The sequence below is a fragment of the Variovorax sp. Root318D1 genome, from assembly GCF_001424835.1.
Taxonomy (GTDB): Bacteria; Pseudomonadota; Gammaproteobacteria; order Burkholderiales; family Burkholderiaceae_C; genus Variovorax.
Map to the genome: position 1 here is coordinate 202,833 of NZ_LMCQ01000025.1, position 12,838 is coordinate 215,670.

Below are 12,838 nucleotides of genomic sequence, written 5' to 3' on the forward strand. Positions count from 1 at the left end.
GGTTTGCCCCGCGCTCCCTACAATGGTGCCCTCAATCCATGACGTTTACGTAAACGTCAATCTTACATGAACCTCCTCGAACGCGAACTTCACTACCCCCTGGGCGACACCCTGCCCGCCCCCGGCGAGGCACTGGAAGTCGCGCCGGGCGTGCGATGGATCCGCATGCGGCTGCCGTTTGCGCTCGACCACATCAACCTCTGGCTGCTGCGCGACAGCATCGACGGCGTGGAGGGTTGGACGGTGGTGGACTGCTGCATTGCCCACGACGAAGCCCGCGCGCAATGGGAGACGATATTCGAGACCCAGCTGCAGGGCCTGCCGATCCTGCGCGTGATCGTCACCCACATGCACCCCGACCACATCGGCCTGGCCGAATGGCTGTGCACGCGCTGGAATGCCCCGCTGTGGATCAGCTCGACCGACTACCACGTGGCGCGCGTGCTGAGCACCAACGGCGATACGCTGGCGGGCGGAGATGCCGCGGCGAGCTTCTTTGCCTCGCATGGCCTGACCGATCCCGCGGCCGTCGCCAAGATCCGTGCGCGCACCAACTACTACGCCAACATGGTGCCGTCGGTGCCCGACCGCTTTACGCGCATGCTGGACGGCGACACAGTGGCCATCAATGGCCACGCCTGGCGCTGCATCAGCGGCTACGGCCACGCGCCCGAGCACATCGCGTTGTACTGCGACGAGCTGAAGCTGCTGCTGGGCGGCGACATGATGCTGCCGCGCATCTCGACCAACGTGAGCGTGCACGCGGGCGAGCCCGAAGCCAACTCGCTGCGGCTCTTCCTGGACAGCATCGACAAGTTCAAGACTCTGCCAGCCGATACGCTGGGCCTTCCATCGCACGGCAAGCCATTCACGGGCATTCACCGCCGCGTCGACCAGCTGCAGGAGCACCACCGCGACCGCCTGGCCGAACTGCTCGAAGCGTGCACCGCACGTCCGCTGACTGCGGCCGAAGGCCTGCCCATCCTCTTCAAGCGCGAACTCGACCTGCACCAGATGACCTTCGCGATGGGCGAGACGGTGGCGCACCTGCACCTGCTGTGGTTCGCGGGCCAGGTCAGGCGCGAGCTGGGCGCGGACGGCATCTACCGTTTCGGCGCCGGAGCCGCCGCCACCAAGGCACTTTAGACTCCGTGGATGGACACGCTTGCTGAGCTGCGCGCGGGCCGGCTGGCAGGCGCAAAACGAATCGATCTCTCGTGCGGACTCACCGAGTTTCCGCGCGAGATCTTCGACCTGGCCGATTCGCTCGAGATCCTGAACCTCTCGGGCAATGCGCTCGATTCGCTGCCCGATGATCTGCACCGCCTGCATCGATTGCGCGTGCTGTTCTGCTCCGACAACCGCTTCACGCAACTGCCCGAAGCGATCGGGCAGTGCCGCGGCTTGGAAATGGTCGGGTTCAAGGCCAACCGCATCCGCTCCGTGCCCGCCGCCGCGCTGCGGCTGCCATTGCTGCGCTGGCTGATCTTGACGGACAACAACATCGAGACCTTGCCGGAGGCGCTCGGCCAATGCACCGCGATGCAGAAGCTCATGCTCGCCGGAAACCGGCTGCGTGAGCTGCCGGAATCGCTGGCGGGTTGTGGCCAACTCGAACTGCTGCGCATCTCCGCCAACCGCTTCGAGGCGCTGCCTGCGTGGCTGCTCTCGCTGCCGCGCCTCTCGTGGCTTGCGGGTGCGGGCAATCCTTTCGATGCACAAGCCGAAGACGCAGCCATTGCCGCGCAGTCGGTGCCGCACGTCGATTGGTGCGAATTGGCGCTCGGCCCGAAACTCGGCGAAGGGGCGTCGGGAGTGATCCACCAGGCAACGCTGGGCTCGGCGATGCGGCCGGTGGCCGTCAAGCTCTTCAAGGGCGCAGTGACGAGCGATGGCTGGCCGCACAGTGAAATGGCCGCCAGCATCGCGGCCGGCGCGCACCCGACCCTCATTGCCGCTCAAAGCAGGATCGACGGGCACCCCGACGGCGCCGAAGGCCTGGTCATGGCGCTGGTGGATCCATCGTTTCGCACGCTTGCGGGGCCGCCGAGCCTTGCCTCCTGCACGCGCGACGTCTATCCGGCGGACGCACAATGGACCTCCGGCGTGGCGCTGCGCATCGCCCGTGACATCGCTTCGGCCATGCGGCACCTGCATGCGCGCGGCATCCTGCACGGCGACCTCTACGCGCACAACATCCTCTGGAACGCCCAGGGCGGTGGGTTGCTCGGCGACTTCGGCGCGGCCTGGATGACGGGCGCGCTCGAAGCGGCGCAGGCCGGTGCGCTGCAGCGGCTCGAGATGCGCGCCTTCGGCTGCCTGCTCGGAGAACTCCTCGCGCATTGCAGCGATGCACCGCCAGAAGCCATGGCGATGCTGAAGGACCGCTGCATGCAAGCCGACGTGGCTGCACGGCCCCTTTTCGCCGAGGCGCTGTCGCTGCTGCAGAACGAGCTCTCGCAATGACGAGCCCGCGCTTGCCGCTGCCCACGCGCGACGGCGTCGGCCCGAGCTGCGTCGGCTTGCCGCAGGGCCCATGGCCCACCATCGCCGAGTTCTTGATGGCGCGCTTTCCCGCGATCACGCGCGAAGCCTGGATGGCCCGCATCGAGGCCAACGACGTGATCGACGAACACGGCGTGCCCGTGACCGCGCAGCGCCGCTACCAGGCGCCGCTACGCGTGTACTACTACCGCACGATCGATGCCGAGGTGCGCATTCCCTTCGACGAGCAGGTGCTGTTCCAGGACGATCAACTCGTGGTGGTCGACAAGCCGCCGTTCCTGCCCGTGACGCCGACCGGCAAGTACCTGCAAGAAAGCCTGCTGGTGCGGCTCAAGCGCAAGCTGAAGCTCGACGACCTGGTGCCGCTGCACCGCATCGACCGCAGCACGGCGGGGCTGGTGCTGTTCTCGGTGCGCCCTGAAACGCGCGGCGCCTACCAGGCCATGTTCCCGGAGCGCCGCATCGTCAAGCACTACGAAGCCGTGGTGCCATGGCAGCCGGGCGTGTCGTCGGTGCCTGGCACCTACCGCAGCCGACTGGTGGACGACGAACATTTCATGCGCGTGAAGGAAGAGGCCGGCGAGCCCAACTCCGAAACACGCATCGTGGTGAAAGAGGCGGCCGGTGGACACGCCCTGCTCGATCTTTCGCCCGTCACCGGCCGCAAGCACCAGCTGCGGGTGCACTGCATGGCGCTGGGCATGCCGATCGTGAACGACCCCATCTATCCGACGCTACTGCCGCAGGGCAGCGACGACTTCGACAAGCCGCTACAGCTGTTGGCCAAGTCGGTGGCGTTCCAGGACCCGGTGAGCGGCGAGCTGCGCAGCTTCACGAGTCCGCGAAGCCTGTCGCTGCCGCCAAGGTGACGCGCCGCCGGCGCGCGGCGCACTAAGCTCGTTTCCCTGGATCTTTCGTCAGTCATTCATTCAGGAGACACCTTCGCCATGGACACCACCCAACTCTTCTCGCTGAAGGGCCGCAGCGCCCTGATCACCGGCGGCTCGCGCGGCATCGGCCGCATGATCGCCGAAGGCTTCCTGGCGCAGGGCGCGCGCGTGTACATCTCGGCCCGCAAGGCCGCGGCCTGCGACCAGACCGCCAAGGAGCTTTCGGCCTTCGGCCACTGCGTCTCGCTGCCGGCCGACGTGTCCACGCTGGAAGGCGCACAGGCGCTGGTCGATGCCTATGCGAAGCATGAAGACTCGCTCGACATCCTGGTCAACAACGCCGGGGCGGCGTGGGGTGCGCCCTACGACGAGTTTCCCGAGAGCGGCTGGGACAAGGTGGTGGACCTGAACCTCAAGACGCCGTTCTTCTTGACCAAGGCATTGACGCCGATGCTCAAGAAGGCTGCGACCGATCATCTGTCGAAGGTGATCAACATTGCCTCTATCGATGGCATTTCGGTGAATCCGCAGGAGACGTATTCGTACGCCGCGAGCAAGGCTGGGTTGATCCAGCTGACGCGGCGCATGGCGCTTCGGCTTGCGCAAGACCGGATCGTGGTGAGCGCCATTGCGCCGGGGGCGTTTGCTTCGGACATGAACAAGCTGGCGCGCGATCATGGCGATGAGGTGAAGGAGCGGATTCCTGCGGGGCGCATCGGGACGCCTGAGGATATGGCTGGGGCGGCCATCTACCTGGCTTCGCGGGCGGGGGACTATGTGATGGGGTCTACGTTGGTGGTGGATGGGGGGGTTACGCACGCGCGTTGAATTGCTTTGGTTTTTGGTTGTTTGGTTTTCTTGAGTTCCGAGGCCGGGGCGACACCCGGCCTCGGAAACCAAACAAGCCCAATTGCTACCATCGTCCCCAAAGCCGATCAAAAGCCGAACAAAGCCAAATGCCCTCATACCCCTTCGACGCCATCCTCTTCGACTGCGACGGCGTCCTAGTAGATTCCGAACCCATCACCAATCGCGTCCTCGCCGAAATGCTAGGCGAACTTGGCTGGCACCTCACCACCGAAGAGTCGATGAACACCTTCACCGGCAAGGCCGTGAAGGACGAAACCGCGCTGATCGAATCCAAGACCGGCGTCCGGATCACCGAAGAGTGGCTCAAGGCATTCAGGGCCCGCCGCAACGACGCACTCGAACGCGACCTGATGGCGATTCCCCATGCTCCCGCGGCTATCCGCGAAATACGCGCGAAGCTTGAGGGTCGCATTGCCTGCGCCTCGGGTGCCGATCGCCACAAGGTTGAACTGCAACTGGCGAAGGTCGGCCTGCTCGACTGCTTCGAGGGCCGCATCTTTAGCGGGCACGAAATGCCGCGCTCCAAACCTCACCCCGATGTGTACCTGGCCGCGGCCGCAGCGCTCGGCGTCGATCCGAAGCGCTGCGCGGTGGTCGAAGACACGGTCACCGGCGCGATGGCTGGCGTTGCCGCGGGCGCCACGGTGTTCGGCTACAGCACCGGCGAATCGGGCCACAGCGGCCCCGAGGCGCTGCGCAGCGTCGGCGCGCTGCAGGTGTTCAGCGACATGAAGCAACTGCCCGCACTGTTGGCCGCGCACGGCTTGCAGGCGGCCTGAAAAAACAGCCGAAGAAAAACCAAGCCCCTGTCGCGGGAAAGCCCGCCGGGTTTCTGCTGCAATGGCGGCAAAGCAAGTCCACAAGGAGCCAGATCGCATGACTTCCGAGTACAAGACCGAGCAGCCCGACCGCGCCGAGATCGATGCGCTCGCGGGCCCCGCCGTGGTCGAGTTCGGCACCAACTGGTGCGGCATCTGCAAGGCCGCGCAGCCGAACATCGCCGAGGCCTTTGCCAAGTACCCCCACATCAAGCGCATCAAGGTCGAAGACGGCAGCGGACGTCCGCTGGGCCGTTCGTTCAATGTGCGGCTGTGGCCCACGCTGGTGTTCATGCGCGACGGAAAGCAGGTGGCCAAGCTGGTGCGGCCGGAAGACAGCCAATCCATCGCCGACGCACTCGCGCTCATCGACGCGCCGGCTGCCTGAGCGCTACTTTCCCTGCTGCCGGAAGTCGCGCGGTGCGTGCCCGGTCCATTGCAGGAAGGCGCGCGAAAAACTCTTTTCGTTCCTGAAGCCGACCGACAGCGCCACCTGCTTGATGGGGCGCGTGGTTCGGCGCAACAGGTCCACCGCCATCTCGTGGCGCACCTCGTTCTTCAGCGCCTGCATCGACGTGCCCTCTTCATGCAGCTGACGGTGGAGCGTGCGGCTCGACACGTTGAGCAGCGTGGCCAAGGCCTCCGCAGTGGTGGCCTCGCTGGCGCGTGAGCGCAGCAGCTCGCGCACGCGCTGGCCCAGCAAGCGGTCGCGCCGGTACTGCAGCACGGTGAGCGGCAGCGCGCGCTTGAGCATGGTGCGCAGCGCGCGTTCGTCGCGTTGCAGCGGCAGGGCGAGGTACCGCTCGTCGAAGCTGAAGCTGGCCTCGGGTGCATCGAAGCGCACGTCGGCCGTGAACATCAGCGGGTAGGCGTCGCGGTGCGGCGGCGCCGCGAACGGAAACGCGGCGTCGCGCAGCGGAATGCGTGAGTCGATGGCCCAGCAGACGTACCCGTGCAGGAAGCGCAGGGTGGTCACCAGGCAGACCTCGCGAAACGCCTCGTCCAGCGGGCGGTTCTCGGTAATGCGCAGCGTGGCCACGCCGCCGGACACTTCCAGCGCCAGCGTGATGTCGTCGGTCAGCAGGTGGTGGTGGCGGCACCAGCGCTTGATGGCCACGCCAAGGTCGGGCGAGGTCAGCGAGGCGCGGCACAGCATGCCGTAGCTGCCCCATGGCAGCCGCCGGGAGAACCAGCCCAGGGCCTCGTCGTCGAGTTCCTGCATCGCGTGGCCCGACAGGGCCTCGAACTGCCCGGCGGTCACCCGCGCGTCCGGACGGCTCAGTTCACGCGGCGTGATCTGTGCCGCCTGCAGGGCCCCCGCCGGATCGGCACCGTAGCGCTCGTAGCCCCGCACGATGGCTCTCACGAAGGCCATCGGCGTGGCAGCGCGGGCAGGTCGGAGGAGGGCGGGCGAAGTCATGGATGGGCGGATAAGACGTGGCGCAATTTGCAACCATTGTGGCGCCAATTGCGGCGCCGCGAAGCGTAAGCTGCGTTTCTACCAAGCGCCATTCCGCGTGGGACAGCCTGCGCGCCGACCCCCTCAGAGGAGACAAGACACATGCACGATCCCGGCCTGAACTTCGACCTGGGCGAGACCATCGACTCGCTGCGCAGCGCCATCCAGGACTTTGCCGCGAACGAAATCGCTCCGCGCGCCGCGGACATCGACCGCGACAACCTGTTTCCGCACGACCTCTGGCAGAAACTCGGCGAGCTCGGCCTGCACGGCATGACGGTGAAGGAAGAGTTTGGCGGCACCGAGCTCGGCTACCTGGCGCACATCGTGGCCATGGAAGAAGTCTCGCGCGCCTCGGCCTCGGTGGGCCTCTCGTACGGCGCGCACTCCAACCTGTGCGTGAACCAGATCCATCGCAACGGCAGCGACCCGCAGAAGAAAAAATACCTGCCCAAGCTGGTGAGCGGCGAACACGTTGGCGCGCTGGCCATGAGCGAGCCCAACGCCGGTTCCGACGTGGTGAGCATGAAGCTCAAGGCCGAGAAGAAGAACGGCTATTACGTGCTCAACGGCGGCAAGATGTGGATCACCAACGGGGGCGACGCCGACACGCTGGTGATCTATGCCAAGACCGAACCTGAAATGGGTGCACGCGGCATGACGGCCTTCATCGTCGAGAAGGGCTTCAAGGGCTTCTCGGCTGGCACCAAGCTTGACAAGCTGGGCATGCGCGGCTCCAACACCTACCCGTTGTTCTTCGACAACTGCGAAGTGCCGGAAGAGAACGTGCTGGGCGGCGAGGGCATGGGCGCCAAGGTGCTGATGAGCGGGCTCGACTACGAGCGCGCTGTGCTGTCGGGCGGCCCGCTGGGCATCATGGCCGCCTGCATGGACGCAGTGCTGCCTTTCATTCACGAGCGCAAGCAGTTCGGCCAGAGCATTGGCGAATTCCAGCTGATGCAGGGCAAGCTGGCGGACATGTATTCGACTTGGCAGGCGACGCGCGCCTATGTGTATGCCGTGGGCAAGGCCTGCGACCGCAACGACCATGCGCGCACCTTCCGCAAGGACGCGGCGGGCGCGATTCTCTATTCGGCCGAGAAGGCGACGTGGATGGCCGGCGAGGCGATCCAGGCGCTAGGCGGCGTGGGCTACACCAAGGACTTTCCGGTGGAGCGGCTGTGGCGTGATGCCAAGCTGTATGAGATTGGTGCGGGGACGAGCGAAATTCGCCGCATGTTGATCGGGCGCGAGTTGTTCAGCGAGACGGCCTAAGCATGAGTTGCGCTGCCCCCTCTTTCTCCCTCTCCCCTTGGGGAGAGGGCTGGGGTGAGGGCAGCAGCGATCGAGCCGAGCGCCGCGCTCCAACAAGGGCCCGCACCCTCACCCCAACCCTCTCCCAAAGGGAGAGGGAGCAAGACAAGGAGACAAGACGATGCCATTGATGCAGAGCCTGGCCCAAGGCGCCACCAACGTCCCCCTCATCGAGCAAACCATCGGCGACTTCTTCGACCACATGGTCGAAAGGCACCCCGATCGCGAGGCCCTCGTCAGCCGCCATGAAGGCAAGCGCTTCACCTACCGCGAGCTGCAGGCCGAGGCCAGCAAGCTCGCCAGTGCATTGCTGAACCTGGGCCTTGAACCCGGCGACCGCGTGGGCATCTGGTCGCACAACAACGCACCCTGGGTGCTGATGCAGATCGCGACCGCCAAGGCCGGCCTCGTCCTCGTCAACATCAACCCGGCCTACCGCACCTCCGAGCTCGAATACGCGCTCAACAAGGTCGGCTGCAAGGTGCTGGTGACCATGGCGCAGTTCAAGACCAGCAACTACCTAGGCATGCTGCGCGAACTGGGTCCGAAGCGCTTGGCGCAGCTGCAGCACACCTTCTGGATCGACGGCAAGGCCGCGGCAGATGTCGAAGAAGCCGGCATGCAGCGCTTCAGCCAATTGCTCGCGAGCGGTGACGCGGCCGACCCGCGCGTGGCGCAGGTGCAGAAGACGCTCAAGGCCACCGATCCGATCAACATCCAGTTCACCAGCGGAACCACGGGTTTTCCGAAAGGCGCGACGCTCACGCATCGCAACATCCTGAACAACGGCTTCTTCATCGGCGAATGCATGAAGCTCACGCCGGCCGACAGGCTGTGCATTCCGGTGCCGCTGTACCACTGCTTTGGCATGGTGCTCGGCAACCTGGCCTGCCTCACGCACGGCTCGGCCATCGTGTACCCGAACGATGGGTTCGACCCGCTCACCGTGCTGGAGACCGTGCAGGCCGAAAAGTGCACCGGCCTGCATGGCGTGCCCACCATGTTCATTGCCGAGCTCGACCATCCGCGCTTCAAGGAGTTCGACCTCTCCACGCTTCGCACCGGCATCATGGCCGGCTCACCGTGCCCCATCGAGGTGATGAAGCGCGTGGTGAACGAGATGCACCTGAGCGAGATCACCATCGCCTATGGCATGACTGAGACAAGCCCGGTCAGCTGCCAGAGCAGCACCGACACGCCGCTGGACAAGCGCGTGTCCACAGTGGGTACGGTGCAGCCGCATCTGGAGATCAAGATCGTCGATCCCGAGACCGGCGCCATCGTGCCGCGCGGCACTTCGGGCGAGTTCTGCACGCGCGGCTACTCGGTGATGCACGGCTACTGGCAAGACGAAGAGAAAACCCGCGAAGCCATCGACGCCGAGCACTGGATGCACACCGGCGACCTTGCCACCATGGACGCCGAGGGCTACGTCAACATCGTCGGCCGCATCAAGGACCTGGTGATCCGCGGTGGCGAGAACATCTACCCGCGCGAGATCGAAGAGTTCCTGTATCGCCATCCCAAGGTTCAGGACGTGCAGGTGGTCGGGTTGCCCGACAAGAAGTACGGCGAAGAGCTCTGCGCCTGGATCATCGTCAAGCCCGGCCAGACCGCGACCGAAGACGAGATCCGCGATTTCTGCAAGGGCCAGATCGCGCACTACAAGGTGCCGAAGTACATCCAGTTCGTCGCCGCGTTCCCGATGACGGTGACCGGCAAGATCCAGAAATTCAAGATCCGCGAAGCGATGGCGGAACAACTCGGCCTCGAACAAGAAAAGACAGCATGAGCAAACTCGAAACCAAACTCAACGCGCGGTCGGCGGACTTTCAAGCCAACGCCGCCGCAATGCGCGCGCTGGTCGATGACCTGTACAAGCAGTTCGCGAAAGTGGAGCAGGGCGGCGGCGAAGCTGCGCGCGCCAAGCACACGGCGCGCGGCAAGCTGCTGCCGCGTGACCGCGTGGCCGAGCTGCTTGACCCCGGTACCCCGTTCCTCGAGATCGCGCCGCTGGCCGCGCATGCGATGTACCTTGACAAGAGCGGCGCCGAATCGGCACCGGGTGCGGGCCTCATCGCCGGCATCGGCCGCGTGAACGGCGTTGACTGCATGATCGTCTGCAACGACGCGACGGTGAAGGGCGGCACCTACTACCCGATGACGGTAAAGAAGCACCTGCGGGCGCAGGAGATCGCCGAGCAGAACCACCTGCCCTGCATCTACCTGGTCGACTCGGGCGGCGCCAACCTGCCGAACCAGGACGAGGTGTTCCCCGACCGCGACCACTTCGGCCGCATCTTCTACAACCAGGCCAACATGAGCGCCCAGGGCATCCCGCAGATCGCGGTGGTCATGGGTTCGTGCACGGCGGGCGGCGCGTACGTGCCGGCGATGAGCGACGAGTCGATCATCGTGAAGAACCAGGGCACCATCTTCCTGGGCGGCCCGCCGCTCGTGAAGGCGGCCACCGGCGAGGTCGTCACGGCCGAAGACCTGGGTGGCGGCGATGTGCATACGCGGCTCTCGGGCGTGGTGGACCACCTGGCGCAGAACGACCTGCACGCGCTGGCGCTGGCACGTTCGGCGGTGGCCAATCTCAACGCCAACGCAGCCGAAGCTCCGGCGAAGGCCGAGGTGCACCCGCCCGCATTCCCCCGCGAAGAACTCTACGGCGTGATCCCCACCGACACCCGCAAGCCCTTCGATGTGCGCGAGATCATCGCGCGCATCGTCGATGGCAGCGAGTTCCACGAGTTCAAGGCCCGCTTCGGCGCCACGCTGGTCTGCGGCTTTTCCGAGATCGAGGGCATGCCCGTCGGCATCATCGCGAACAACGGCATCCTGTTCAGCGAATCGGCTCAGAAGGGCGCGCACTTCATCGAGCTGTGCTGCCATCGCAAGATCCCACTGGTGTTCTTGCAGAACATCACCGGCTTCATGGTGGGCCGCAAGTACGAGAACGAAGGCATTGCGCGCCACGGCGCCAAGATGGTGACAGCGGTGGCCACGGCCAACGTGCCCAAGTTCACCATCATCATCGGCGGCAGCTTTGGCGCCGGCAACTACGGCATGTGCGGCCGCGCATACAGCCCGCGCTTTCTCTGGATGTGGCCGAATGCGCGCATCAGCGTCATGGGCGGCGAGCAGGCCGCGAGCGTGCTGGCGACGGTGAAGCGCGACGGCATCGAGCTCAAGGGCGGCAGCTGGAGCAAGGACGAGGAAGAGGCCTTCAAGGCGCCGATTCGCCAGCAGTACGAAGACCAGGGTCATCCCTACTACGCAACGGCGCGGCTGTGGGACGACGGCATCATCGATCCGGCGGACACGCGGCGTGTTCTGGCGCTGGGCTTGGCGGCCGCGCGCAACGCACCCATTCCAGAGCCGAAGTTCGGCATCTTCCGCATGTGACGAGGGACGCGGCATGAGCACTTTCACCAAGCTGAACCTCACGATCGAAGGCGCCATCGCACGCATCTGGCTCGATCAGCCCGATGCGAGGAATGCTTTCGACGATGTCGTGATCGCCGAGCTGACGCAGGCCTTCACCGAAGCCGGCGTCGCGCCGCAGGTGAAAGCCATCGTGCTCGGCGCCAACGGACCGGCCTTCTGCGCGGGCGCGAACCTCAACTGGATGCGCCGCATGGCCGACTACACGCGCGACGAGAACATCGCCGATGCGGGCAAGCTGGCCGAGATGTTGCGCACCATTGCCGAGTGCCCCAAACCCACCGTCGCGCGCGTGCAAGGCGATGTGTATGCCGGCGGCATGGGACTGGTCGCGGCCTGCGACATGGCGGTGAGCGTGGCCACCGCGTGGTATTGCCTCAGCGAAGTCAAGATCGGCCTCGTGCCCGCGACCATCAGCCCGTATGTGCTGCGCGCCATGGGCACCCGCGCTTCGCAGCGCTACTTTCTCACGGCCGAGCGCTTCACCGCCGCCGAGGCGCACCGCATCGGATTCGTGCATGAAGTCGTCGCTGCCGACGCGCTCGACGCCAAGGTCGACGAGCTCGTGAAAGCACTCACTGGCGCCAGCCCGGCCGCGGTACGCGCGTGCAAGCAGCTGATTGCCGACGTGAATGGCCGCGAGATCGACGACGCGCTGATCGCGAAGACCGTGGAAGGCATCGCGGACATACGTGCCAGCGATGAAGGCCGCGAAGGCGTGCAGGCTTTCCTGCAGAAGCGCAAGCCGTCCTGGCTGGGCCACTGAGTGCATGCCATGAACGCGCTCGACATGCCCCAACTGCTCGCCCTGGCTGCGGCCATCGGCTGGGCCAGCGGCGTGCGGCTGTACCTCGTCGTGCTCCTGACGGGGCTCGCCGGTTACTTTGGATGGGTGCCGTTGCCGAGCGGCTTGCAGCTGCTCGCGCATCCGGTGGTCATCGCGGCCAGCGGGTTCATGGTGTTCATCGAGTTTTTCGCCGACAAGATTCCCGGCCTCGATTCGCTGTGGGATGTGGTGCACACCGCCATCCGCATTCCCGCCGGTGCGGCGCTCGCGGCCAGCGTGTTCGGCGCCGACCATGGCGTGATGGCCGTCGTGGCCGCACTCCTGGGCGGCGGCTTTGCGGCCACCGCGCATGCGGCCAAGGCCACGACGCGTGCGGCCATCAACACCTCGCCCGAGCCGTTTTCCAACGTGGGCGCATCGCTGGTCGAAGACAGCATGGTGCCCGCCGGGCTGTGGCTCGCGGTGGCGCATCCGCTGGTCTTTCTCGCGCTGTTCATCCTCGTGCTGGTGCTCAGCGTGTGGCTCATCCGCAAGAGCTGGCGCTTTCTCAAGGCGCTGTTCACCCGCGTGGCCCGCATCTTCAGCGGCCGCCCCGATCCGGGCGTCACGCCTGCGTTTCAACTGAAAAAGAATCCTCCGGGAGACACTCCGAATGTTTAAAAAGATCCTGATTGCGAATCGCGGTGACCAGCCGCAAAGCGGCGCAGCGGCGAAGCCAAATCGCATGGCACGCGCAGCGTGCTCT

Annotated in this window: 12 protein-coding genes; 11 read left to right on the forward strand and 1 reads right to left on the reverse strand. The window is 65.6% G+C overall.

The genetic code is table 11. The features are described from left to right. Positions 1-66: 66 nt before the first annotated feature. The 6 genes from ASC78_RS26055 to ASC78_RS26080 all read left to right on the forward strand — a co-directional run bounded on the left by ASC78_RS26055 (position 67) and on the right by ASC78_RS26080 (position 5,471). Positions 67-1,146 (forward strand): MBL fold metallo-hydrolase, encoded by a 1,080-nt coding sequence (locus tag ASC78_RS26055; RefSeq protein WP_055808234.1) that lies wholly within the window; start codon positions 67-69, stop codon positions 1,144-1,146. Positions 1,147-1,155: 9 nt separating this feature from the next. Beyond that, a complete protein-coding gene (locus tag ASC78_RS26060) occupies positions 1,156-2,466 on the forward strand; it encodes a leucine-rich repeat-containing protein kinase family protein (RefSeq protein ID WP_055808236.1) in 1,311 nt (436 codons plus the stop codon). Next, positions 2,463-3,374, forward strand: a complete 912-nt coding sequence (locus ASC78_RS26065; RefSeq protein ID WP_055808238.1) for a pseudouridine synthase — start codon at positions 2,463-2,465, stop codon at positions 3,372-3,374. The genes ASC78_RS26060 and ASC78_RS26065 overlap by 4 nt, the downstream gene beginning before the upstream one ends. A 78-nt stretch (positions 3,375-3,452) precedes the next feature. Next, complete coding sequence (locus ASC78_RS26070; RefSeq protein ID WP_055808239.1) at positions 3,453-4,223, forward strand: SDR family oxidoreductase; 771 nt, start codon at positions 3,453-3,455, stop codon at positions 4,221-4,223. Positions 4,224-4,351: 128 nt separating this feature from the next. After that, positions 4,352-5,044 (forward strand): HAD family hydrolase, encoded by a 693-nt coding sequence (locus ASC78_RS26075; RefSeq protein ID WP_055808241.1) that lies wholly within the window; start codon positions 4,352-4,354, stop codon positions 5,042-5,044. Positions 5,045-5,141: 97 nt separating this feature from the next. Then, positions 5,142-5,471 (forward strand): thioredoxin family protein, encoded by a 330-nt coding sequence (locus ASC78_RS26080; protein WP_055808468.1) that lies wholly within the window; start codon positions 5,142-5,144, stop codon positions 5,469-5,471. A gap of 3 nt (positions 5,472-5,474) precedes the next feature. Here ASC78_RS26080 and ASC78_RS26085 read toward each other — a convergent pair whose 3' ends face one another. Beyond that, complete coding sequence (locus ASC78_RS26085) at positions 5,475-6,503, reverse strand: AraC family transcriptional regulator (protein ID WP_055808243.1); 1,029 nt, start codon at positions 6,501-6,503, stop codon at positions 5,475-5,477. Positions 6,504-6,644: 141 nt separating this feature from the next. Between ASC78_RS26085 and ASC78_RS26090 the strand changes: the two genes are divergently transcribed. The 5 genes from ASC78_RS26090 (at position 6,645) to ASC78_RS26110 (ending at position 12,753) form a co-directional block, all read left to right on the forward strand. Further along, entirely contained in the window at positions 6,645-7,817 is a 1,173-nt protein-coding gene (locus ASC78_RS26090) for an isovaleryl-CoA dehydrogenase (protein ID WP_055808246.1), read from the forward strand. Positions 7,818-7,977: 160 nt separating this feature from the next. After that, a complete protein-coding gene (locus ASC78_RS26095; protein WP_055808248.1) occupies positions 7,978-9,648 on the forward strand; it encodes an AMP-binding protein in 1,671 nt (556 codons plus the stop codon). Further along, on the forward strand, positions 9,645-11,267 hold the full coding sequence (locus tag ASC78_RS26100) for a carboxyl transferase domain-containing protein (RefSeq protein WP_055808250.1): 1,623 nt from the start codon (positions 9,645-9,647) through the stop codon (positions 11,265-11,267). The genes ASC78_RS26095 and ASC78_RS26100 overlap by 4 nt, the downstream gene beginning before the upstream one ends. Positions 11,268-11,280: 13 nt before the next feature. Next, a complete protein-coding gene (locus ASC78_RS26105) occupies positions 11,281-12,072 on the forward strand; it encodes an enoyl-CoA hydratase/isomerase family protein (RefSeq protein ID WP_055808251.1) in 792 nt (263 codons plus the stop codon). A 9-nt stretch (positions 12,073-12,081) separates the two neighbouring features. Continuing rightward, a complete protein-coding gene (locus ASC78_RS26110; protein ID WP_055808470.1) occupies positions 12,082-12,753 on the forward strand; it encodes a DUF4126 domain-containing protein in 672 nt (223 codons plus the stop codon). Positions 12,754-12,838: the final 85 nt, after the last annotated feature.